We start from the raw sequence: 22,583 nt of genomic DNA on the forward strand, positions 1-22,583 counted from the left end.
CGTGCCGGACCCCGCGACCCCGGCAAGATCCGAACAACACCCCCCGGGCCCTGCGGACCAGTGAAACAGGGCGGTCACCTGCGACTCGTGAGAGTGTCGGAAGAACATGACAGACTGAGCGCATGCCCGGGCGCGTTGGGGAGGCGTGGCGTGAGTGAGCGGCGGGCCGCACCCACCGTGGGCCAGGTGGTTCTGGGAAGGCGGCTGCAGGAACTGAGGGAGGCGGCGGGCCTCTCACGGGAGGAGGCCGCCCGCATCCTGCGGGTGGCGCCCGCGACCGTACGGCGGATGGAGACCGCCGAGGTCGCGCTGAAGATCCCGTACGTCCAGCTGCTGCTGAGCGCCTACGGGGTGCCCGGGGGCGAGTCCGACGCGTTCGTCGAGCTCACCGAGGAGGCGAACCGGCCGGGCTGGTGGCAGCGGTACGGGGACGTGCTGCCCGAGTGGTTCAGCATGTATGTGAGCCTGGAGGGCGCCGCCCGTATCATCCGCTCCTACGAGCCGCACTTCGTGCCGGGGCTGCTGCAGACCGAGGGGTACGCGCGTGCCGTGCTGGAGGCCGGGACGATCGGGAACATCGGGCCCGAAGTGGTCGAGCGGCACGTGGCGCTGCGCATGGAGCGCCAGCGGTTGCTGGAGCGCCCCGATCCGCCGCACCTGTGGGTGCTGATGGAGGAGACGGTGCTGCGGCGTCCGGTGAGCGTCGACGGCCGGGTGATGCGCGACCAGCTCGACAAGCTCCTGGAGTGGTCCGCGCGGGACCGGATCACGCTGCAGATCGCCGAGTTCGCGGACGGGCCGCACCCGGGGACGTACGCGCCGTTCTCGCTGTTCCGGTTCGCCGAGCCGGAGCTGCCGGACATGGTGTTCACCGAGTATCTGACCGGTGCCCTGTACCTGGACTCCCGCAAGGAGGTGTCCGCGCATCTGGAGGTCCTGGACCACATGACGGCGCGGGCGGCCTCGACACAGCGCACCGAGAAACTGCTGCGGGAGTGCCGCGAGCACTACTGAGCCGCGCGCCCGAGCAGGCCTTCGCACCTTTTCGACCCACGAGGAGAAGACTGCCCATGACCGGATCCGACACCGCGCCCGCCCGCATCGACACCAGCCGGCCGCATCCGGCCCGGGTCTACGACTGGTGGCTCGGCGGCAAGGACAACTACCCGGTCGACGAGGAGCTGGCGCGGAAGATCCTCGCGGCGGACGGCACGGTGTTACGCGGGGCGCGGGCCAACCGCCGGTTCATGCACCGGGCCGTGCGCACCGTCGCCGAGGCGGGGACACGCCAGTTCCTGGACATCGGCACGGGCATCCCCACGGAGCCCAATCTGCACCAGGTGGCGCAGGGCGTCGCCGCGGAGTCCCGCGTGGTGTACGCGGACAACGACCCGATCGTGCTGCGGCACGCCGAGGCGCTGCTGCACGGCACCGCCGAGGGCAGCACGCGGTACGTGCACGCCGATGTACGGGACGCGGACACGTTGCTGCGCCGGGCCGCCGAGTCGCTGGACCTCGGCCGGCCCGTGGCGCTGTCGCTGGTCGCGCTGACCCACTATCTGGACGACGATCCGGACGGCGACGACGTGTACGGCCTGCTGGAGCGGTACACGGCCGCGCTCGCGCCGGGCAGCCACCTGATCCTCTCCCAGGTCACGCCCGATCTGAGCCCCGAGGCCGTCGGGCAGGCCGCCGAGCACTTCCGGCGCGGCGGTACGCCCTTCCACCCGCGCTCGCTGGCCGCGTTCTCCCGCTTCTTCACCGGCCTCGAGCTGCTGGGCCCGGGGGTGATCCCGGTGCACGGGTGGCGTCCGGAGGCGGAGGACGTGGCGGCGCAGGCGGAGGGCATCGTGCCGGTGTACGCGGGGGTCGCCCGCAAGCCCTGACCGGTGCGGCGTACGGCGGTCAGGCCGCGCCGTTCTCCCGCCGGCCGGTGTCCTTGTCGTCGTCGACGATCTCCGCGTCGACGACGCCGTCGTCGTCCTGCGGCGGGGTGTGCTGTTCGGCGCCCTCCGAGGGGGTCTGCTGGGCCTGCGCGTACATCGCCTGGCCCATCTTCTGGCTGACGGAGGCGAGTTTCTCGACGGCGGCGCGCAGTCCGGCGGTGTCGGAGGACTGCTGCTCCAGCAGCCGCTTCACCTCCGTGACGGCCGACTCGACCTCGGACCTGGTCCCGCCGGGCACCTTGTCGCTGTTGTCCCGCAGGAACCGCTCGGTCTGGTAGACGAGTTGTTCGGCCTGGTTGCGGGTCTCGGCGGCCTCGCGGCGGTTGTGGTCCTCCTCGGCGTACTGCTCGGCGTCGCGCATCATGCGGTCGATGTCGTCCTTGGGGAGGGCCGAGCCGCCGGTGACGGTCATCTTCTGTTCGCGTCCGGTGGCGAGGTCCTTGGCGGAGACGTGCATGATCCCGTTGGCGTCGATGTCGAAGGCCACCTCGATCTGCGGGACGCCGCGCGGGGCCGGGGGCAGACCGGTGAGGTCGAAGACGCCGAGCTTCTTGTTGTAGGCGGCGATCTCGCGTTCGCCCTGGTAGACCTGGATGCCGACCGAGGGCTGGTTGTCGGTGGCGGTGGTGAAGATCTCCGAACGCCGGGTGGGGATCGTGGTGTTGCGTTCGATCAGCCTGGTCATGATGCCGCCCTTGGTCTCGATGCCCAGGGACAGCGGGGTGACGTCGAGGAGGAGCACGTCCTTGACGTCGCCGCGCAGGACACCCGCCTGGAGGGCCGCGCCGAGGGCCACGACCTCGTCGGGGTTGACGCCCTTGTGCGGTTCCTTGCCGGTGAGTTCGCGGACCAGGTCGGTGACGGCCGGCATCCGGGTGGAGCCGCCGACCAGGATGACGTGGTCGATCGCGGAGAGCTGCACGCCGGCGTCCTTGACGGCCTGGTGGAAGGGCTTCTTGCAGCGCTCCAGGAGGTCCTCGGTGAGTTCCTGGAACTGGGCGCGGGTGAGCTTCTCGTCGAGGTGCAGGGGGCCTTCGGCGGAGGCGGTGATGTAGGGCAGGTTGACGGTGGTCTCCGACGAGGAGGACAGTTCGATCTTCGCCTTCTCGGCGGCCTCCCGCAGCCGCTGCACCGCCATCTTGTCCTGCGCCAGGTCGACGCCGTACTGCCCCTTGAAGCGTTTGGCGAGGTACTCCACGACGCGCTGGTCCCAGTCGTCGCCGCCGAGGTGGGTGTCGCCGTTGGTGGCCTTGACCTCGATGACGCCCTCGCCCATGTCGAGCAGCGACACGTCGAAGGTGCCGCCGCCCAGGTCGAAGACGAGGACGGTCTGGTCGTTCTCCTTGTCCAGGCCGTACGCGAGGGCCGCCGCCGTGGGCTCGTTGATGATCCTGAGCACCTTCAGGCCGGCGATCTCCCCGGCCTCCTTGGTGGCCTGCCGCTGGGTGTCGTCGAAGTACGCCGGTACGGTGATGACCGCGTCGGTGACGTCCTCGCCGAGGTAGGACTCGGCGTCCCGGCGCAGCTTCTGCAGCACCCGGGCGGACAGTTCCTGCGCCGTGTAACGGGTGCCGTCGACGGAGCCCTGCTCGGGGAACCGCCAGTGCGCGTCGCCCATGTACCGCTTGACCGAGCGGGCGGTGCGTTCGACGTTCGTCACGGCCTGCCGTTTGGCGACCTCGCCGACCAGCACCTCGCCGTTCTTGGCGAAGGCCACCACCGAGGGGGTGGTCCGGGCGCCCTCCGCGTTGGCGATGACGGTGGGCTCACCGCCCTCCAGCACGGCCACCACCGAGTTCGTGGTTCCCAGGTCGATTCCGACCGCACGTCCCATCGCTGTCCCCTTCCGTCAGGGCACCTCTCCGGACTTCCAGCACAAAACTTGAGCGTTCCGTTGTCAATAGTTTGAGCGGATGGTTGTCAACGGTCAACGGGAGGGGTGATCACGCAGGGTCACGGCACGGCGGGGCCGGTCGGTGATCAGCACGTCCACGCGCGGATCGCCGAGGAAGCCGCGCAGCGCCGTGTCCTCGTTGACCGTCCACACCATGGTGAACAGTCTGTTGCGCGCGGCCTCGCGCAGCACGCCGGCGCGGGCCAGGCGCCAGTGCACGGCGACGCCGTGGGCGCCGCAGGCGCGGACGCGGCGCATGGGCAGCAGCTCGCCGATCCGGGTCCGCACCAGCCGGCCGCGGGCGATGTCCTTGCCGTCCCGGCCGAGGGACAGCACGGTGCGCACCCGCGGGCGGGCGGCGGTGAGGGCGGCGACGGAGCGGTCCTCGAGGGTGGTGGCGACGAGTCCGTCCTCGCCGAGCAGGGCGACCGCGCGGTCGATCAGCTCCCGTTCGTGGCCGGTCTCCTTGAGGTCCAGATGGGCGACGAGCTTCCCGGCGACCAGCGCCATGACCTCGTCCACGACGGGCACGGGGTAGCCGGCGCGGTCGTTCAGCTCGGCGTGGGTGAGCGTGGACAGCGGCGGGCCGGTGCGACGTACGCGGGGGTCGTGGTGGACGACGAAGACCCCGTCCGCCGTGCGCCGTACGTCGAACTCGACGTACTCCGCGCCGGACGCGAGCGCGTCCTCGTACGCCTCCCGGGTCGCCGGTGCGGCGCGCTCGGAACCTCCCCGGTGGGCGGAGACGGCGGGGCGTGGCGTCATGGTGGTGCGGCTCCGGGAGGGGATGTGCCGCAGGCCGCCCCGGAAGGGAGCGGCCTGCGGTGGTGCGGCGCGGCGAGCGGGTCAGGCGAGCTTCGCCGTCAGGGTGATGTTCGTGCCCTTCAGCGCCTGGCTGACGGGGCAGTTCACCTTGGCGTCCTCGGCGGCGGCGACGAACCCGGCCTCGTCCAGGCCGGGGACGGTGCCCTCGACGGTGAGGTGGATGCCGGTGATGCCCTCACCGGGCACGAAGGTGACGTCGGCGGAGGTGGTCAGCCTGGTCGGCGGGGTGCCGGCCTTGTCGAGACCGTTGGACAGGGCCATCGAGAAGCAGCTGGAGTGCGCGGCGGCGATCAGCTCCTCCGGGCTGGTCTTCCCGTTCGCCTCCTCGGCCCGCGAGGCCCAGGTGACCGGCTGCTCGGCGATGCTGCCGGAGGAGTCGAAGGCGACGACCCCGCTGCCCTTGAACAGGTTGCCTTCCCAAACGGTGTGTGCGGAGCGCGTGGCTGCCATGACGCATCCTTTCGAAAATGTCCGGCCGTGTGTCCGGCGGTGCTCGGTCCGGGCGCCCGGATCACCGGGTGCCCGTCCCCATCCGATCACATCACGGCTCAACTCACCCGGAAGACGGGCCCCCTCGCGGTGAACGGCAGCCGCGCGCCCCGCGGGATCGGAGTCGCCGATGCGGCGAGGCGTGGCGGTCAGGATCAGCGATTGAGGTGCTCTCCCGGCTGAAGCCGGGAGATTCCTGCTTGCCTTGCGGTAGCGGGCTTGACGCGCTTCGCGCGCCTGACGACTGCCCTCCCGGCAGCCGGGACGAGCGCGAGGCCCGTCCGGTACAGGTGCAGGACGTTCCGGGCCGCGTTGTGGCCGGCGTTGCCCGACCAGCCGCAGCCTGGGTTCTCGCACACGAACACGGTCTGGGACTCCCGGCTGCCGGGCGTGGTGAGACCACAGGCGGAGCAGCGCCGGGGCGGGGACCTCAGCGGACCCGGCCCGCCTCGGGAATGTCGACCACGCCCCGGCGGCGGTGCACGCGGGTGATGTCCAGGTCCCGGCCCTGCGGGACGTGCACGGACATCACCGCACGGAAGCGGCCCTTGGAGTACGGACGTACGACGGCCCCGCGGCCCGGCTCAGGCCCCGCGGCCCGGCTCAGGCCGCGCGTTCCCGGTCCGGGGCCGCCGGCAGGTCCGCCTCGTCCGACTCGGTCAGCCAGCGGCGCAGCACCCGGTGGATCTGCTCGGCGCCGGTGAGGTCCGCTCCGTCGTGGACCGGTGCGGACAGGGCGAGCGGGGACAGCAGGAAGGGGCGGGACTGGGTGCCGCCGAGGCCGCCGTGGGAGCCGATCTGCTCCTCGAAGGCGAGGACCTCTCCGTCGGCGGGGTCGTGGAAGGAGTTGACCATGATGTCGGCGGTGTGCGGGAAGGTGTGGGTGCGGCGCACGACGTCGGCGGCGCCGGGGCCGAACGCGGCCAGCGGGCCGGGGTTGTCGTCCAGCTCGTCCAGCGGTATCTCCGCGCCGTACGCGCCGAGGACGACCCCGCCGTGGCGTTCGCTGCGGACGAGGAGGAAGCCGATGCCGGGGTGGTTGGCGAGGGTCGCGAGGAGCGCGGGGTGGCGGGCGTCGATCTCCTCCTTGGTCATCCGGTGCGGCACGTCCGGGAAGGAGACCAGGCCCAGGTTGCCGGAGGCGAGCACGATCGGTTCGGAGCCGCGGGAGGGGCGGTACTGCTCGGTGCCCTCCTCGACGGGCCGGCGCAGCGCCGCGCGGACGGCGGCGCGGGCCTCGGCGCCGCTGTGGGTGCGCCGGGCGCGGCGCGGCACGGGCAGTCCGCAGCCGGCCCGCACCAGGTCGCCGAGGGTGAGGCCGTAGCGGGAGCGGAAGGTCTCGCCGGGGCTCTGCCCGTGGTCGGAGAGGACGACGATGCGGTAGGGGCGGGGGGCGTGCTCGGCGACGTTCTCGATCAGGGCGAGGGCACGGTCGAGACGCTGGAGGACCTTGTCGGTGTCCCGGCTGGTGGGCCCGGAGTGGTGGGCGACCTCGTCGTAGGCGACCAGGTCGGCGTAGACGGAGGTGCGGCCGGCCAGCAGGTCGCCCGTCACCGCGGCGACGACGACGTCCCGTTCGACGACGGTCGCGAAGGCCCGTACGAACGGGTAGAGCCCGCCGCGCGAGACGCGCGGGCGCTGCTCCCGGAACCTGGCCCGGGTGGACTGGCCGATCTCCCGGCCCACCTCGGCGACGAAGGACAGCGCGGTGCGCACGGCGTTGGCGGGGTCGGAGAAGTAGGCGAAGTAGCCCGCGCGGGAGCGGGCCGCCGGGCCGCGGCGGCGGGTGGCGATGGAGAGCACCAGGGCCTGTTCGTCGGCGCCGCCGCTGAAGAGGTTGCCGCGGCTGGCACCGTCGGTGGCGAGCAGTCCGGCGTGGCCGGAGTACTCGATGGCGCGGGCCTGGAGTTCGGCGGCGCTGGTGGGCCGGTTGCAGACCATGACCTCGCGGCGGGCCTTCTCGTACCAGCGGAAGGCGGGGACGTCGTGGTTGCTGCCGTGCAGGATGCCGAGCTGGCTGGCGCCGGTCTGGCTGGACCAGTCGGTGCGCCAGGGGGTGAGGCGGTGGGAGGGACGGTCGCCGCCGGTGCCGGTGCCGAGCCAGCGGGCGACGGTGGGCATGAGTCCCTTGTCGACGGCGGCCAGCAGCACGTCGTGACCGACGCCGTCGAGTTGCAGGAACACGGTGCCGGGGGTGGCCGGGCAGGGCGGGGCGGAGCCCCGTCTGCGGTCGGCGAGGCGGTAGAGGCGGCGGCGGTAGGCGTCGTCGTCGCGTACGGCCAGGGCGGCGCCCGTGGCGGAGGCGACGGCGGACATCACGGCGGCGACCACGACCGCCGTCTCCGGTGCGGCGGCGCCGCGCTCGACCGGTGTGACGTGCAGCGCCAGCCACAGCAGGGCGCCGTTGAGGAAGAACACCAGCAGGCCCAGGACGAGCGCCGGCACGAGCAGCAGCAGACGCACCAGCAGCGGCCAGACCAGGGCGGACATCAGACCGAACGCGCCGGCGCCGAAAGCGGCGGTGACCGCGATGTCGGTGGCGCTGTCGCCGTCGGCCGAGCGCAGCCGGAAGTCGGGCAGGATGCCCGCGAGCAGCAGCATGGTGAGCGTGGAGACCGCCCACACGGCGACACTCCGCCCGATCTGACTGGCGACCCGTCGCCACCGCCCGCCACCCACGCCCCGCACACCTCACGTCCCGGCCGACCTGGCCCGTCCCCACCCTGTCACAACGGCCGGACGGAGCGTTTCGTCCCCGGTCGTACGGACCGTCCGCGGCTCAGCGGCCGTCGTACCCGGCCGTCGGCAGCGACAGCCGCCGGTGCACGCGGGCCTTCATCTCCGCGTCGTACGACGGTTCCGCGCGGCCGACCGTCTCCACGCGCACCCCGCGCCGCGCGCACTCCTGTCTGAACTCCTCCACGGAGGACAGCGCGCGTTCCAGTACCCGCAGACTGGGCGCCACGAACAGATCGGCCCCGGGCCGCACTCCGTCCCACAGCGCGCCGTGATCGGGCCGCAGTCCCCGTACGAGGAGTTCCCGGGCCACCGCATAGCCGTGCTCGGCGGCCCACCGGGCGCACATGGCGTGCTGACCGCGGGAGTCCACCAGGAAGGGATCGGCGTCCAGTTCCTCCAGCGGTGTCAGACTCGCGATCGCCGTCACCCGCACCGGCCCCATGGTGTCCCCCTCACCTCAGGTTTTCGCCGCCGACCCTACTCCTGCGCGTAGGCTTCGGGGAGTCGCGCGAAGGGGGCGGAAGAGGTGCCGGTGGAGGTCACCTGGTGGGGTCACGCCACCTGCACGGTCGAGGACTCGCACACCCGCGTGCTCACCGACCCCCTGTTCGCCCGCCGGTTCGCGCATCTGCGGCGCCGGCGCGGTGCGGTGCCGCCGGCCGAGGCCCGGCACGCGGACGTGGCCCTGGTCTCCCATCTGCACGCCGACCACCTGCACATACCGTCGCTGGCCCGGCTCGCCCCGGGTACGCGCCTGCTCGTGCCCCGGGGCGCGCCACGCGCGGTGCCGGGGCTGCGCCGGCTCACGCATCTCGAGGTGAGCGAGGTGGCGCCCGGCGATGTGACGAGGGTCGGCGGCCTGGCCGTACGGGCCGTGCCCGCGCGGCACGACGGGCGGCGGCTGCCGGTCGGCCCGCACCGCTCCCCCGCCCTCGGCTATGTCCTGGAGGGCGAGGCGCGGACGTACTTCGCCGGGGACACCGGTCTGTTCGACGAGATGGCCAAGGAGGTCGGGCCGGTCGACGTGGCGCTGCTCCCGGTGGGCGGCTGGGGCCCGTACCTGGGCGAACACCATCTGGACGCGGAGCGCGCGGCCGAGGCGCTGGCCCGGCTGGGGGCGTCCAGCGCGGTGCCGGTGCACTACGGCACGTACTGGCCGATCGGGATGGACGCCGTGCGCCCGCACGAGTTCCACGCGCCGGGGCACGAGTTCGAGCGGCAGGCGGCCCGGCACGCGCCCGGCGCGTCGGTGCACCGGCTGGAGCACGGGGAGCGCGTGCGCCTGGAGGTCGCGCGGTGATCCTTCCCGCCGCCCTGGGCCGGGCGGCCGGCGCGTCCCTGTCGTCGGTGGCCGCGTCGGCCTCCGTACCGGCCGTGGCACCCGGGTTCACCCAGCAGGCCGTCGGCTACCCCTCGCTGTTCCTGCTGGTGCTGATCGGCGCGCTGGTGCCGGTGGTGCCGACGGGCGCGCTGGTCAGTTCGGCGGCCGTGGTCGCCTTCCACCGGGCGGCGCCGTTCTCGATGGCGCTGGTGTTCGTGACGGCGTCCCTGGCGGCGTTCCTCGGGGACATCGCGCTGTACTGGCTGGGGCGGCGCGGGATGAAGTCGAAGAACGGCTCCCGCTGGCTGGAGGCGATCCGGGAGCGCGCCCCGGAGGACCGGCTGGCGCAGGCGCAGCGGAAGCTCGCCGACCACGGGGTGGCGGTGCTGGTGCTGTCCCGGCTGATCCCGGCCGGGCGGCTGCCGGTGATGCTGGCCTGTCTGGTCGCGAAGTGGCCGATGCGGCGCTTCGTGCGGGGCAATCTGCCCGCCTGTCTGGCCTGGGCGGCGACGTACCAGCTGATCGGGGTGCTCGGCGGTTCGCTGTTCGACCAGCCGTGGCAGGGCGTGCTGGCGGCGATCGTGCTGACGGTGCTGATCAGCGTGGCCCCGGGTCTGTGGCGGCGGATGCGGGGGACGGCGGCGGGGTGAGCCGGTCCCGGCGGCGCCGGGATCCGGTCACGTCAGGATCCGGGAGCCGCCCACCGGCAGGTCCCACAGGTGTTCGCGGGGCAGGCCCGTCCTCTCCCAGGCGGCGCGGACCCGGGTGAGCGGTTCCAGGACCGGTTCCGCGGACAGGACGAACGTGCCCCAGTGCATGGGGGCCATGTGGCGTGCGCCGAGGTCCTGGGCGGCGCGTACCGCCTCCTCCGGGTCGCAGTGGACGTCGGCCAGCCACCATCGGGGGTCGTAGGCGCCGATGGGCAGCAGGGTGAGGTCGATGCCGGGGTAGCGGCGGCCGATGCGGGAGAACCAGTGGCCGTAGCCGGTGTCGCCGGCGAAGTGGACGCGCCGTCCGTCGGGGCCGGTGAGCACCCAGCCGCCCCACAGGGAGCGGCAGGTGTCGGTGAGGGTGCGCTTGGACCAGTGGTGGGCCGGTACGAAGTCGAAGCGGACGCCGTCCAGTTCGGCGACCTCCCACCAGTCGAGCTCGGTGACGCGGGTGAACTCGCGGCGGTGGAACCAGGGGGCGAGTCCGGCCGGTACGAACACGGGGGTGTCGCGCGGGAGCCGGCGCAGGGTGGGGGCGTCCAGGTGGTCGTAGTGGTTGTGGCTGATGACGACCGCGTCCACGCGCGGCAGGGCCTCCCAGGGGACGCCCACGGGAGTGATCCGGGCGGGGGTGCCGAGGATGCGGTGGGACCAGACCGGGTCGGTGAGCACGGTGAGCCCGCCGATCCGCAGCACCCAGCTCGCGTGTCCCACCCAGGTGACGGCGACCGTACGGGCGTCGGCGCGGGGCAGCGGGCCGGGGGCGCAGGGCAGCAGGGGGACGTCGGCGAGACCGTCCGGGGTGGGCCGTACGGCGCCCTCGCGGGCGAAACGGGCGAGGGCCTTCAGGCCGGGCAGCGGGGACGTCAGCCGGTCGTGGAAGGGGCGGGGCCACAAGCGGCGTTCGGCGAGCGGGCGGGGTGCGGCCAGCGGCGGGTACGGGGCGGGCGGGTCGTCGGCCTCCCGGCCGGCGGATCCGGGGGTGGCCGTCCTCACGATCGTTCCGGGGCGCCGCGTCATCGGGGGGGCTCCCGTCGCCGGGCGCCGTCGCGGAGTTCGTCGAAGACCGTTGTCAGCCGGGTCAACGCGCTTCGTACCTGTGGCAGTTCCAGGGGCGCGGGTGAACCCAGGCCTTCCGCGCGCAGTTCGGCGGTGTCGCCCAGCAGGGGGGCGGTGGACAGCCGTACACGCGGTGCTTCGAGGCCGTCACCGAAGCGGTGGCCGCCCGGTGCGGGCATGCCGAGCCGGGTGGTGAGGAAGTCCTCCAGTTCCTGGGCGTCACCGATGCCGTGCACGCGGAGCGCGGGGGCCAGGGGGGTGAGGTCGACGTACAGGTGCCGGCCGCAGCAGGGGGGCCGGGCGAGGGCGCCCGCGGCGACGACGGCGTGGTGCGCGGCGGCGGCCACGCGCGCGTGCAGGCGCACGGTGTCGGCGACGCGCGCGGTGACCGGTTCGGGTTCGGACAACGCGTACACCGCCGCGGCGGCGACGGGGGAGGCGACGCGCGCGTCGAGCGCGGTGAGCACGTCGAGCACGCGCGCGTGGAGCGCGTTCCCGTCCTCGCCGGCCGGGAAGCGGGCCACCGCCGCCGGCCAGCCCGGGGGGAGCAGGGCGCCGGCCAGGTCGGTGACGACGGTGACCCGGTCGGGCAGCATCTCGGCGGGGCTGAGCAGCACGGTGTCGTGCGGGTCGTGCAGGGTGTCGCGCCAGGTCTCGTCGCTGACCAGGTGCAGCCCCTCGCCGACGGCGGCCTCCAGGGTCTCGTGCAGCAGTTCGGGCGGGGCGACGCCGGCGGTGGGGTCGTCGGCGACGGAGAGCACCAGCAGGCGTGGATCGCCGCCCTCGGCCCGCAGCCGGCGCACGGTCTCCAGCAGGGCGTACGGGTCGGGGACGCCGCCGCTCTCGGCCGGGGTCGGCACGTGGAAGGCGGGGCGGCCGAGCAGGCGGGCGTAGGGGGCCCACCAGGCGGCGCAGGGCCGGGGCACCAGGACGTCGCCGCCGAGGGCGGCGGTCAGCGCCACCAGCAGGGCGGGGGCGCCGGGGGCGACGGCCACCCGGTCGGGGGCGGCGGGCAGTCCGCGCCGGTCGCCGTAGCCGCAGGCCGCGTCCAGCAGGGCGGGCCCGCCGCCGACCGGTTCGGCGCCCGCGCGGGAGGCCGCGGCGGCGAGTACGGCGGACAGCTCGGGCAGGACGGGCAGCCCGTCCTCGGGGAGCGCCGGCCCGAACCGGACGGGGCCGTGGCCTTCCGGATCCGTCCGCCGCATCCCTACCTCCGCGCGGTTCCCCGGCGTCGTGCCCGGCGCCGGCTCGTGTTCCAGGTCCTGTCGTCACATCCCCGCCGTCCGCCCGGAAGGCGGGCCCGGCGGCGTCCGGTGCGCGTACGGAGAGAGCGCGTGCCGGGCGTCGCCGGGCGGGCGGGGACTTGACTGCGGGCCCAAGCCAGTCAGTACCCAGCGTGCCGCGTGCCATGGGTGCCGGGTGGATCGCGCTGTTCACACGTGGGGGCGGCCGGTGTCAGCCGTCCGCGCGGGTGGTGCGGTCGCGGTGCACGCGGTGCGCGGCGGCGCCGAACGCGCCCGCGATCAGCAGCCCGCCGGCGGCCAGCGCGGGCACGGAGTCGGTGAAGGCACCGCCCGTGCCGGCGTGGACGCCCTGGTGCGCGGGGGCGGTGGGGCAGGGGGTGCCTTTCGACTCGGTGGGCCTGGGCTCGGGTGCCTTGGACCCGGTGGGCCTGGGCCTCAGGGCCACCGGGTCGCCGGCCTCCGGGTCGGCGGGGTCGCCCTCCTGGGGAGCGGGGATCTCCGCCCCGGAGCCGGGTCCGGCATCGGCATCGGTGCCGAGCTCGGCGTCCGGTCCGGCATCGGCATCGGCATCGGCATCGGCATCGAGTCCGGTATCGAGCTCGGCTCCGGGCTCGTCCAGCACCGTGCTCTCCGGTACGACCGCCTCGGGCCCGGCGGGGTCGCCCTCCTGCGGAGCGGGGATCTCCGCCCCGGAGCCGGATCCGGCATCGGCATCGGCATCGGTGCCGAACTCGGCGTCCGGTCCGGCACCGGCACCGGCACCGGCACCGGCACCGGCACCGGGTCCGGCATCGAACTCGGCTCCGGGCTCGTCCAACGCCGTGCTCTCCGGTACGACCGCCTCGGGCCCGGCGGGGTCGCCCTCCTGCGGAGCGGGGATCTCCGCCCCGGAGCCGGGTCCGGCATCGGTGCCGGACTCGGCGTCCGGTCCGGCACCGGCACCGGCACCGGCACCGGGTCCGGCATCGAACTCGGCTTCGGCCTCGTCCAACGCCGTGCTCTCCGGTACGACCGCCTCGGGCCCGGCGGGGTCGAGGGCGGCGTCCGGTTCCCACGTGTGCCCCTCCGGCCGCGGGCAGGGCGAGGGGGAGGTGGTGCCCCAGGAGGCCCCGTCGTGCAGAACGGTGCCCGCAGACGCGGCCGGTGCGAGCGCCGCGAGGGCGGCACCGGTGGCGGCGGCGAGGGACAGGGCACGGGCGGTGCGGCGCATGGTGCGGGCTCCTTCGAGCGACGGCGGGGGCACGGCGTGCGGTCACGCCCCACAGCCATCACAGCCCCATCCCCGCCGCACCGCTCGCCGCCGGACACCATTGGCGGGACCGGGCGCACCCGAGCGGGTGAAGGACCCGCGCTACTCCTCCCCGTCCCCCATGACCTGCTCCCGTACCCGGCCGCAGCAGCGGCTGATCAGGCGGGAGACGTGCATCTGCGAGATGCCCAGCTCCTCGGCGATGCCGCTCTGCGTCATGTCGCCGAAGAACCTCATGTAGAGGATGGCCCGCTCCCGCTCGGGCAGCGCGGCCAGCCGTTCCCTGACGGCCTCGCGGTCGACCACGGTGTCCAGCGCCGGGTCGGGCGCGCCGAGTGCGTCGCCGAGCGAGTAGCCGTCGTCGCTGCCGGGCAGCTCGGCGTCGAGGGACAGCGCGGAGAAGCTCTCCAGCGCCTCCTGTCCGGTACGGACGTCCTCCTCGCTCAGATCGGCGTGCTCGGCGATCTCGGCCACGGTCGGCCGGCGGCCGGAGGTGGTCTGGGACAGGTCCTGGGAGGCGTGCCGGACGCGGTTGCGCAGGTCCTGGACCCGGCGCGGCACGTGCAGGGTCCACATGTGGTCGCGGAAGTGCCGTTTGATCTCGCCGGTGACGGTCGGCACGGCGTAGCTCTCGAACGCGTTGCCCAGCTCGGGGTCGTACCGGTCGACGGCCTTGACCAGGCCGAGCGCGGCGACCTGGCGCAGGTCGTCGAAGCTCTCGCCGCGGCTGCGGAAGCGTCCGGCGAGGCGGTCGGCCATGGGCAGCCAGGCCTCGACGATCTCGTCACGGAGCGCGTCCCGCTCCGGCCCCGGGGGCAGTGCGGCGAGCCTGTGGAAGGCGGCCGCGGTGTCGGGCGCGTCGTCGTGCGGGTGTTTCGCGGTCGCTCGGGTCGGCATGGTGCGTCGCAGCTCCCTCGGGGGCCAGGTCCTGTCGTCGCGTTCCCGCCGTCCGCACGGAGGGCGGACCCGGCGGCGTCCGGCGCACGCGATCGCAAGGCACCGCAGTGCCCTCGATGGACCCCTCGTGGGGGAATACGTGCCGGACGGGCGGGAACGTGGTGACAAGGCCTAGGGGACGGACGGTCACCGTGGCGAACGCACCGGTCGGGGGACAGGCGCGCCCGGAGCGGCGCGACACCGCCTCCACGGACGTGCCTCCTGTCCGAAGCACTGGGGGTGCGCCTGCCCCCGCTTCACCCTCCCAAACTCCCCAACCGGGTTTCGGGCGGGTCGGCCTCGGGCGGTACGGGCGGTGCGGGCGGGAGCACGAAATCCTCGTAGCGGCCCAGCATCAGGATCACGCCGAGCATGAGTGGCGGGATGAGCACGGCGAGCACCGCCATGGCCTGTCCTTTCCGGGAGGCACGTGGGGGGCGTGGGGATGCGGGTCTCCCGCCCCCCGGCGGCCAAACCCCGGCCCGTGACGATCCGGCACCCGAACTCCCGTGTCGCCCTCCGCTCCCCGGGTACGCGGTGCGCACCCCGAAGGATCTGGAGGGAGACATGCAGCGAGGCAGCGACCGGCTCAACGTCCACCGCGACGACGAGATGAAGCACGAACTGCAGGGTCTGCTGCGGTCCGGGCACCCCACCCGCACCGAGGAGTGGCACGACCCGGAGCCGTTCGCCGACGACGACCCCGAGGTCGCGCGCGGCCCGGTGACACCGGGCCGCGGCCCGACGTCACTGGAGTCGGTGCGGCTGGAACTGGCCAGGATCCTGGGCCGCGGGGCGTTCCCCGCGGGTCCGCGCGAGCTGATGCGCGCCCTGGACCGGCGGTACGCGCCCGACGTCCTCATCGAGGCGTTGGAGCGGCTGCCGCACCAGGCCCGCTACAACAGCGTCCAGGAGCTGGCCGAGGCGCTGACCCGGTCCCGGGAGACGGAGACCGCGTAACCGGCCCGTCCGGGGCCCCGCGGCCGGCCGCGGGGGCCCCCGCCGCGGGCGCGGGGGGGGGGGCCCGCGCCGCCCCCGGGGCCCGGGCCGCCGGGGGGGGGGGGGGCCCGGGGGGGCCCCCCCCCCGACCGGCGAACGACGCGTTCGATCAGGTCCGGGCGCCCTTCCGGGGCAGCGCCCTGCGCACCAGCGGCCAGGCCAGCAGCAGCACGACGACCGCGTAGACGATCACCGAGAACGGTGTGTCGACCAGACCCGTGACGCTGCCGTCGCTGATCTGCAGGGCGCGGCGCAACTGCTGTTCGGCGGCCGGGCCGAGGATCACCCCGATGATGGCGGGCAGCACCGGCAGTCCGTACCGCCGCATGCCGAACCCGATCAGGCCGATGACCAGCAGGATCACCAGGTCGATCACCTCGCCGCCGACCGCGTACGCGCCCACCGCCGCGAAGAACATGATCCCGGCGTACAGGTACGGCCGCGGGATGCGCAGCAGCTTCGCCCACACCGGGGCCAGCGGCAGGTTGAGGGCGAGCAGCAGCACCATGCCGACGAACAGCGAGGCGATCAGGCCCCACACCAGGTCGGGTTCGCGTTCGAAGAGCAGCGGGCCCGGCTGGATGCCGTACTGCTGGAACGCGGCCAGCATCACCGCCGCGACCGCCGTGGTCGGCAGGCCCAGGGTCAGCATGGACACCAGCGTGCCCGCCGCCGAGGCCGACGCCGCCGACTCAGGGCCCGCGACACCCTCGATCGCGCCCTTGCCCCACTCGTCCTTGTGCTTCGACAGCCGCTTCTCCGTGACGTACGACAGGAACGTCGGGATCTCCGCGCCGCCCGCCGGGATCGCGCCGAACGGGAAGCCGATGAACGGGCCGCGCGCCCAGGACTTCCAGGTGCGCTTCACATCGGCGCGGCCCAGCCACGGCCGGCCCACCGGGATCGGGTCCGGCGGCCGGCGCCGCAGATGCGCGGCCACCCACAGCGCCTCACCGATCGCGAACAGACCCACCGCGACGATCACCACGTCGACACCGTCGGCGAGTTGCAGCGAGCCGAACGTCAGCCGCTGCTGGCCGGTCATCTGGTCCAGGCCCACCAGACCGATCGTCAGCCCGATCAGCAGCGAGGCCAGACCCCGGATCCGGGACGAACCCAGCACCGACGTCACCGCGATGAACGCCAGCACCATGATGGCGAAGTAGTCCGGGGCGCCGATGTCCACCGCCAGGTCCGCGACCGTCGGAGCCAGCGCCACCAGCAGGACCGTGCCGACCATGCCACCCGCGAAGTGCCCGATGGCGGCGGCCGCGAGGGCCTGCGCGCCGCGCCCCGACTTGGCCATGGGGTTGCCCTCCATGGCCGCGACCACGGCCGCGCTCTCACCGGGTGTGTTCAGCAGGATGGAGGTGGTCGAACCGCCGAACATCGCGCCGTAGTAGATCCCGGCGAACATGATGAACGCGCCGGTCGGCTCGAGCCCGTACGTCACCGGCAGCAGCAGCGCCACCGCCATCGCCGGGCCGATGCCGGGCAGCACACCGATCGCCGTGCCGAGCAGCACACCCACGGCGGCCCAGAGCAGATTGAGCGGGGTGAGGGCCGTACCGAAGCCGTCCATGAGGGAGTTGAGGGCGTTCATCTCACAGCACTCCCATCAGCGGACCGCCGGGCAGCGGCACTCCGAGCAGGTTGTTGAACACGGCGTAGGTGACGAAGGAGACCACCGCCGCGATCAGCGGATCGCGGTCGGGTCTGCGGCTGCCGAGCGCGAAGGCCGCGCCCCAGAAGAGCAGGGCGCCCGCGACGGGGAAGCCCAGCGGCTCGATGAGGACGGCGGCGCCGAGGAACACCCCGGCGAGCAGCGACACCGTGCGCCAGTCGGCGGGTTCGGACAGGTCGACGTCCTCACCGGTCTCGGCCTGCCCCCGGCCGCCGCGCAGCACGTCTACGGCGAGGAGCGCGGCGATGACGAGCAGGCCGGCACCGACCACGATCGGCACGGTCCTCGGGCCGACGGGACCGCGCTGGGTGATGTCGACGTCCATGGTGAGCGCGTCGGTCAGGACGAGCACGCCGAGGGCCAGCAGCAGGGCGCAGACGCCGAGTTCGGAGTGGTCGCGGAGCCAGGAGCGGCGTCCGTCGGCGGGGGTGGGGGTGTCGTCGGTGGCTGATGTCGTCACAGTCCGAGCTCCTTCAGCACCGAGACCACGCGCTTGTCCTCGGAGTCCAGGAACGCGCCGAACTTCTCGCCGGTCAGGAAGGCGTCGTCCCAGCCGTTGCGCTTCATCGACTCCCGCCACTCCTCGGAGTCGTGCAGCTCCCGCACCAGGAGTACGAGCTTGTCGCGCTCGGCGTCGGTGAGGCCGGGCGGGGCGACGATGCCGCGCCAGTTGGTGAAGCTCACGTCGTAGCCCGCCTCCTGGAGGGTCGGCGCGTCGAGTCCCGCGACGCGTTCCGGGCCGGTGACCGCGAGCAGCCGCAGCTCACCGGAGTTGATCTGGTCGAGGTACTCACCGACACCGGAGACACCGAAGGCGACCTTGTTGCCGAGGATCGAGGCGAGCAGTTCGCCGCCGCCGTCGAAGGGGATGTAGTTGACCTCCTTCGGTGGGATACCGGCCGCCCGCGCCATCAGCATCGGCGCGAGGTGGTCGGGCCCGCCGGGGGAGGACCCGCCGCCCACCGGGAGCTTGCCGGGGTTCTCCTTCCAGGCGCCGATCAGATCGTCGATCGTCCTGTACGGGGAGTCCTTCCCGACCACGACGACGTCCTGCTCCTCGGTGAGCCGGGCGATCGGGGTGGTGTCCGCGAGGGTCTTCGGCGCGTCGTTGGAGCGGACGGCGCCGACCACGCCCAGGCCCATCGACATGGCGAGCCTGCCGTTGCCGTGCTCGCTCACCAGCCGGCTCAGGCCCACGGTGCCGCCGGCGCCGGGCAGGTTGAACACCTCGATGGAGTGGGTGAGTCCGGCGTCCTCGGCGTTCTTCGCGGCCGTACGGGCCGTGATGTCATAGCCGCCGCCGGGCGAGTTGGGAACCATGAAGCGCAGGCCCGGGATCTGCGTGCCGGTCTCGGTGCCGCTGCCGGTCGTGAGCAGCGGCGGGCCCACGAGTAGGAGCACGGCGGCCCCGAGCAGGGCGAGGGGTGTGCGCAGGCGCACGAATGCCACCACCTGTCGGTCGGTCGTCTGGGATCACGCCAGGCCCTGTGGGGGAGGGTGACGCGGGCCACATGGTGCCCGCGCGCCGCCGGGCTGTCGCGCTTGCGGAAGCAATGGAGGTTGTGGTCATTGCGTCAGCGCGGGTGCGCCAGTGGTGCACGTCTCTTTCCTCAGCCGCAGGTGGGGGCCATGATGGGCGGTTCCGGTCACCTCACCGACGCGGTGGCGGAAGGAGCAAGCCGATGGACAGTGGTCGGGGCGGTCGCCCTGCGCCCGCGACAGCCGACGCGATCGATGTGCTCGTGGTCGACGACGACTTCCGGGTGGCCCGGGTGCACCGGGCCTACGTCGAACGCCTCGACGTGTTCCGGGTCGTGGGTGTCGCGGGGACGGGGGAGCAGGCCGTCGCCGCCGTGGACGGACTCCGTCCCGATCTGGTGCTGCTCGACCTGTACCTGCCCGATGTGTTCGGTCTCGATGTCATCCCCCGGCTGCGGACCGCCGGGCACGACTGCGACGTGATGGTCATCAGCGCCGCCCGGGAGGCGGACGCGGTGCGCGGCGCGGTGCGGCACGGGGTCGTCGACTATCTGCTCAAGCCGTTCGACTTCGAGGACCTGCGGGGACGTCTGGAGCGCTACGCGGTGCAGCGCGGGCGGCTGCTCGACACGGTGGTGCGCGGTCAGGCGGACGTCGACCGGGTGCTGGCGGGCGGTGCGGCGGGGCCGGTGTCCCCGGTGCTGCCCAAGGGCATGAGCGCGGAGACCGCCGGGCTGGTCGAGCGCACCCTGCGCGAGACCGACGGCACCCTGTCGGCCACCGAGTGCGCCGCTCTGACCGGGGTCTCGCGGGTCAGCGCCCGACGGTATCTGGAGTACTTCCACACCGTGGGCGCCGTGGAGGTGTCGCTGCGGTACGGGGCGACGGGGCGGCCCGAGCGGCGGTACCGGTTCCTGGGGCAGGGGGGAGGGCTGCGGTCGGGGGGTGGGGTGCGGGCGTAGGGGGTCCGGTTCGGGCTTCGGGTTCGGCTTTGGCTTCGGCTTCGGTTGATCTCGAATACAGGGCATGGGGTTGTCCCTGTCTGCGGGCGGGCCTAGGGTCGACCATGAGAGTAAGCGCTTTCTAAAACGCTTTCCGGTCTGCCTTCGCCGTCGTTCCGAGGAGCGCCGCATGTCCTTGTCCCCCGTCCGCCGCCGTGTCGCCGTCGTCGGCACCGGCGCCATCGTCAGCGGCGGCCATCTGCCCGCGCTGCGCGCCCACGCCGACCGCACCGAACTGGTCGCCGCCGTCGACGTGGACCAGGGCCGGCTCGACGCCTTCCGCGCGACCGCCGGGGAGCAGGTCGCCGGGTTCACCTCGATGAGCGCGATGCTGGACGCCGTACGGCCGGACCTGGTGCTGATCGGGACCCCTCCGTCGCTCCACCGGGAGCAGACGGTGGCCGCGCTCAAGGCCGGCGCCTGGGTACTGTGCGAGAAGCCGCTGTGCCTGTCGCTCGCCGAGTACGACGACATCGCGGCCGCTGAGGAGGCCTCGGGGGCGTACGCCTCCGTGATCTTCCAGCACCGCTACGGCTCCGGCGCCGTCCACGCCCGTGAGCTGATCCGCAGCGGTGAGCTGGGCGTCCCGCTGGTCGCGCACTGCCAGACCACCTGGCACCGGGACAGCGCGTACTACTCCGTGCCCTGGCGCGGCCGCTGGGCCACCGAGGGCGGCGGGCCCACCATGGGGCACGGCATCCACCAGTTCGACCTGCTGCTGCACCTGCTCGGCGAGTGGGAGGAGATACGGGCCATGGCGGCGCGCCTCGTCCACGACACCGAGAGCGAGGACGTCTCCACCGCCCTGGTCCGCTTCCGGGGCGGCGCGCTCGCGACCGTCGTCAACAGCGTGCTCTCGCCGGACGAGGTGAGCCGGATCCGTGTCGACTGCGCCGACGCGACGGTCGAGCTCACCCACCTGTACGGGCACGTCAACGACGACTGGGCCTACACCCCGGCCCGGCACGTCCCCGCCGAGCGCGCCGCGGCGTGGCGTACGCCCTCGCAGGACGTGCCCAGTTCGCACACGGCGCAGCTGGGCGCCCTCCTCGACGCCCACGACGCCGGTACGCGACCGCCGGGGAGCGGGGCGGAGGCGCGGAGCACCCTCGAGTTCGCCGCCGCCCTGTACAAGGCCGCGTTCACCGGGCTGCCGGTGCGGGCCGGGGAGATCGGCCCCGGTGACCCGTTCTACGCGGCCATGCACGGTGGTCACTCCGACTGGGCGCCCGAGGAGCACTGATGGGTATCAGCGTCACTCATGAGGTCGGCGAGGCCGTGGTGGTGACGGCCGCGGGGGGTACGGAGATCCTGCGGTACGTCTACCGGCCCGATCCCGAGGCGTTCGAGTCCCGGAAGCCGTACGCCCATCCGGTGCGGACGCTGGGCGGGCGTACGGTCACCGGGTACCGGCCGAACGACCACCGCTGGCACAAGGGCCTGCAGATGACGGCCAGTCATCTGTCCGGGCAGAACTTCTGGGGCGGCAACTCGTATGTGCACGGGCAGGGTTACCTGCCCCTGCCCGAGCGCATCGGGTCGATGCGGCACGACGGGTTCTCCGCCTTCGAGGCCGGGGCCGACCGGTTCGACTGCACCGAGGACCTGACGTGGGTGGAGAACGGCGGTGCCGAGTGGGCCCGGGAGGAGCGCGGACTGCGTGTCCACTCGGTCGACGAGGAGGCCGGGGCCTGGGTGCTGGACTGGTCGATCCGGCTCACGAACCTGCGTGACGTGCCACTGGAGTTCGGCTCACCCACCACCGCCGGCCGTGGGATGGCCGGTTACACCGGGCTGCAGTGGCGCGGGCCGCGCGACTTCACGGGCGGTACGGTCCTCGTGCCGGACGTCGGCACGGGCGCCGGTGCCGAGGCCGGGGAACTCATGGGCGTGCAGGGGCCGTGGCTCTCGTTCAGTGCCGAACACGACGAGCACGACGGTCACTCCACGCTCGTCTTCGCGCACGCGCCGGAGAACCTCGACGGGAGCGCCGTCCATCCGTCGCACTGGTTCGTGCGCTCGCAGCCCATACCGTCGGTCGCGTTCTCCTGGGCGTTCTTCGAGGAGTTCGCGCTGCCGCCGGGGGAGTCCTTCTCGTACCGCTACCGGATCGTGGTCGCGGACGGGGTGTGGGACCGGGAGCGGGTGGAGGCGCACCTGGACGGCCTGCCGTGGTGAGCGGGTCCGATCCGCTCCCCGGCGCGGTCGGTCTGTCGCATCTCAGCGCCTACGACTGGGAGGCCGCCGACGGGGTGTGCGGCGGCAGTCCGCATCTGCATCTGGTGTGCACGGAGGCGTACGTCGTGACCGGCGGCCGGGGTGCCGTGCAGACGCTGAGTTCCGACGGGTACCGGGACATCCCGCTGCGGCCGGGGACGGTGGCCTGGTTCACGCCGGGGACCGTGCACCGGATGGTGCAGGGCGGTGATCTGCGGGTCACGGTGCTGATGCAGAACAGCGGGCTGCCGGAGGCCGGGGACGCGGTGTTCACCTTCCCGGCGGAGGTGCTGGCCGACCCCGAGCGCTACGCCGAGGCGGCGGTGCTTCCGCCCGGGGTGGGGCCGGAGGCGGAGGCGGCGGCACGGCGGCGGAGGGATCTCGCGGTCGAAGGCTATCTCGTGCTGCGTGAGGCGCTTGTGGGAGGTGACGTCGGGCCGTACCGGGAGTTCCGGCGTGCGGCGGCCCGGCTGGTGCGGGACCGGGTGCCGGTGTGGCGGGAACTGTGGCGGTCCGGTGCCCTGGCCGCCGCCGAGCGTACGGGGGCTCAGTTGTCCGCGCTGGCCGCGGGCGATTCCGCGCACCTCGAAGAGGCGGCGGCGTACGAGACGGCTCCCAGCCGGCGGGGAGGCTTCGGGATGTGCGGCCTACGGGACGAGTACACGGTGCCGTGACCATGCCTGCGGCTTTGGTGGGGGTGCGGGTCTTGTGCCTGCGGTGCGGCTTTCGGTCCGGTGGGTGGGATGCCTGCGGCGCCTGTGCGGCTCGGGTGGGGGCTTGGGTAGCGCCTG

The 22,583-nt window shown here is 73.5% G+C and carries 22 protein-coding genes and 1 pseudogene; 9 read left to right on the forward strand and 14 right to left on the reverse strand.

Annotated features, from left to right (window positions below; translation table 11 throughout):
• Positions 1–150 precede the first annotated feature (150 nt).
• Both ACFV5H_RS13580 and ACFV5H_RS13585 read left to right on the forward strand, forming a co-directional pair.
• Positions 151–1,014 (forward strand): helix-turn-helix domain-containing protein, encoded by an 864-nt coding sequence (locus ACFV5H_RS13580; protein WP_385044735.1) that lies wholly within the window; start codon positions 151–153, stop codon positions 1,012–1,014.
• A gap of 56 nt (positions 1,015–1,070) precedes the next feature.
• A complete protein-coding gene (locus ACFV5H_RS13585; RefSeq protein WP_385044738.1) occupies positions 1,071–1,886 on the forward strand; it encodes an SAM-dependent methyltransferase in 816 nt (271 codons plus the stop codon).
• Positions 1,887–1,905: 19 nt separating this feature from the next.
• On the opposite strand, the gene dnaK is transcribed toward ACFV5H_RS13585, so the two are convergent.
• The 6 genes and pseudogenes from dnaK to ACFV5H_RS13615 all read right to left on the reverse strand — a co-directional run bounded on the left by dnaK (position 1,906) and on the right by ACFV5H_RS13615 (position 8,335).
• Positions 1,906–3,780: a molecular chaperone DnaK gene (gene dnaK, locus ACFV5H_RS13590; RefSeq protein ID WP_385044741.1), complete on the reverse strand. Its 1,875-nt coding sequence runs from the start codon at positions 3,778–3,780 to the stop codon at positions 1,906–1,908.
• A gap of 93 nt (positions 3,781–3,873) precedes the next feature.
• Positions 3,874–4,605, reverse strand: coding sequence for a glycerophosphodiester phosphodiesterase family protein (locus tag ACFV5H_RS13595; RefSeq protein WP_385044744.1), 732 nt, complete (start codon positions 4,603–4,605; stop codon positions 3,874–3,876).
• An 81-nt stretch (positions 4,606–4,686) separates the two neighbouring features.
• Positions 4,687–5,115 (reverse strand): OsmC family protein, encoded by a 429-nt coding sequence (locus ACFV5H_RS13600; RefSeq protein WP_085574457.1) that lies wholly within the window; start codon positions 5,113–5,115, stop codon positions 4,687–4,689.
• A gap of 194 nt (positions 5,116–5,309) precedes the next feature.
• Positions 5,310–5,576: pseudogene (locus ACFV5H_RS13605) on the reverse strand (hypothetical protein); the annotation flags it as partial.
• Between the two features lie 181 nt (positions 5,577–5,757).
• On the reverse strand, positions 5,758–7,842 hold the full coding sequence (locus ACFV5H_RS13610) for a phage holin family protein (RefSeq protein WP_385194717.1): 2,085 nt from the start codon (positions 7,840–7,842) through the stop codon (positions 5,758–5,760).
• 91 nt (positions 7,843–7,933) lie between these two features.
• A complete protein-coding gene (locus ACFV5H_RS13615) occupies positions 7,934–8,335 on the reverse strand; it encodes a hypothetical protein (RefSeq protein WP_385044750.1) in 402 nt (133 codons plus the stop codon).
• An 84-nt stretch (positions 8,336–8,419) separates the two neighbouring features.
• Between ACFV5H_RS13615 and ACFV5H_RS13620 the strand changes: the two genes are divergently transcribed.
• The gene (locus ACFV5H_RS13620; RefSeq protein WP_385044753.1) at positions 8,420–9,193 is read left to right on the forward strand and encodes an MBL fold metallo-hydrolase; all 774 of its coding nucleotides are present in this window, start codon (positions 8,420–8,422) and stop codon (positions 9,191–9,193) included.
• A 47-nt stretch (positions 9,194–9,240) separates the two neighbouring features.
• Complete coding sequence (locus tag ACFV5H_RS13625) at positions 9,241–9,864, forward strand: DedA family protein (RefSeq protein ID WP_385044973.1); 624 nt, start codon at positions 9,241–9,243, stop codon at positions 9,862–9,864.
• A 27-nt stretch (positions 9,865–9,891) separates the two neighbouring features.
• Here ACFV5H_RS13625 and ACFV5H_RS13630 read toward each other — a convergent pair whose 3' ends face one another.
• The 5 genes from ACFV5H_RS13630 to ACFV5H_RS13650 all read right to left on the reverse strand — a co-directional run bounded on the left by ACFV5H_RS13630 (position 9,892) and on the right by ACFV5H_RS13650 (position 14,819).
• Complete coding sequence (locus ACFV5H_RS13630) at positions 9,892–10,944, reverse strand: MBL fold metallo-hydrolase (RefSeq protein ID WP_385194719.1); 1,053 nt, start codon at positions 10,942–10,944, stop codon at positions 9,892–9,894.
• The gene (locus ACFV5H_RS13635; protein ID WP_385044758.1) at positions 10,941–12,188 is read right to left on the reverse strand and encodes an aminotransferase class I/II-fold pyridoxal phosphate-dependent enzyme; all 1,248 of its coding nucleotides are present in this window, start codon (positions 12,186–12,188) and stop codon (positions 10,941–10,943) included. The genes ACFV5H_RS13630 and ACFV5H_RS13635 overlap by 4 nt, the downstream gene beginning before the upstream one ends.
• A 250-nt stretch (positions 12,189–12,438) precedes the next feature.
• Positions 12,439–13,437 (reverse strand): hypothetical protein, encoded by a 999-nt coding sequence (locus ACFV5H_RS13640; protein ID WP_385194721.1) that lies wholly within the window; start codon positions 13,435–13,437, stop codon positions 12,439–12,441.
• A gap of 141 nt (positions 13,438–13,578) precedes the next feature.
• Complete coding sequence (locus ACFV5H_RS13645; protein ID WP_385044762.1) at positions 13,579–14,373, reverse strand: RNA polymerase sigma factor SigF; 795 nt, start codon at positions 14,371–14,373, stop codon at positions 13,579–13,581.
• Between the two features lie 296 nt (positions 14,374–14,669).
• The gene (locus ACFV5H_RS13650) at positions 14,670–14,819 is read right to left on the reverse strand and encodes a hypothetical protein (protein ID WP_385044765.1); all 150 of its coding nucleotides are present in this window, start codon (positions 14,817–14,819) and stop codon (positions 14,670–14,672) included.
• A gap of 160 nt (positions 14,820–14,979) precedes the next feature.
• Between ACFV5H_RS13650 and ACFV5H_RS13655 the strand changes: the two genes are divergently transcribed.
• Positions 14,980–15,372, forward strand: a complete 393-nt coding sequence (locus ACFV5H_RS13655; RefSeq protein ID WP_385044768.1) for a DUF2795 domain-containing protein — start codon at positions 14,980–14,982, stop codon at positions 15,370–15,372.
• Positions 15,373–15,520: 148 nt separating this feature from the next.
• Here ACFV5H_RS13655 and ACFV5H_RS13660 read toward each other — a convergent pair whose 3' ends face one another.
• From ACFV5H_RS13660 to ACFV5H_RS13670, 3 genes are read right to left on the reverse strand one after another with little or no spacing between them, the layout of a single operon-like run.
• Positions 15,521–17,014: a tripartite tricarboxylate transporter permease gene (locus ACFV5H_RS13660; protein ID WP_385194724.1), complete on the reverse strand. Its 1,494-nt coding sequence runs from the start codon at positions 17,012–17,014 to the stop codon at positions 15,521–15,523.
• 1 nt (position 17,015) lies between these two features.
• The gene (locus ACFV5H_RS13665; protein WP_385059115.1) at positions 17,016–17,555 is read right to left on the reverse strand and encodes a tripartite tricarboxylate transporter TctB family protein; all 540 of its coding nucleotides are present in this window, start codon (positions 17,553–17,555) and stop codon (positions 17,016–17,018) included.
• The gene (locus ACFV5H_RS13670) at positions 17,552–18,535 is read right to left on the reverse strand and encodes a Bug family tripartite tricarboxylate transporter substrate binding protein (RefSeq protein WP_385059128.1); all 984 of its coding nucleotides are present in this window, start codon (positions 18,533–18,535) and stop codon (positions 17,552–17,554) included. The genes ACFV5H_RS13665 and ACFV5H_RS13670 overlap by 4 nt, the downstream gene beginning before the upstream one ends.
• Positions 18,536–18,777: 242 nt before the next feature.
• Between ACFV5H_RS13670 and ACFV5H_RS13675 the strand changes: the two genes are divergently transcribed.
• From ACFV5H_RS13675 to ACFV5H_RS13690, 4 genes are all read left to right on the forward strand, one after another.
• Positions 18,778–19,536, forward strand: a complete 759-nt coding sequence (locus ACFV5H_RS13675) for a response regulator (protein ID WP_385059118.1) — start codon at positions 18,778–18,780, stop codon at positions 19,534–19,536.
• A 169-nt stretch (positions 19,537–19,705) separates the two neighbouring features.
• Positions 19,706–20,818, forward strand: a complete 1,113-nt coding sequence (locus ACFV5H_RS13680) for a Gfo/Idh/MocA family protein (RefSeq protein ID WP_385059120.1) — start codon at positions 19,706–19,708, stop codon at positions 20,816–20,818.
• Positions 20,818–21,753 carry a PmoA family protein gene (locus tag ACFV5H_RS13685; RefSeq protein ID WP_385194727.1) on the forward strand — a complete coding sequence of 312 codons (936 nt, stop codon included), beginning with the start codon at positions 20,818–20,820 and terminating at the stop codon, positions 21,751–21,753. Before ACFV5H_RS13680 ends, ACFV5H_RS13685 begins: the two co-directional genes overlap by 1 nt.
• Positions 21,750–22,466 (forward strand): cupin, encoded by a 717-nt coding sequence (locus ACFV5H_RS13690; protein WP_385059125.1) that lies wholly within the window; start codon positions 21,750–21,752, stop codon positions 22,464–22,466. The genes ACFV5H_RS13685 and ACFV5H_RS13690 overlap by 4 nt, the downstream gene beginning before the upstream one ends.
• Positions 22,467–22,583: the final 117 nt, after the last annotated feature.

It is taken from the genome of Streptomyces sp. NPDC059787 (assembly GCF_042732315.1).
Taxonomy (GTDB): Bacteria; Actinomycetota; Actinomycetes; order Streptomycetales; family Streptomycetaceae; genus Streptomyces; species Streptomyces atrovirens.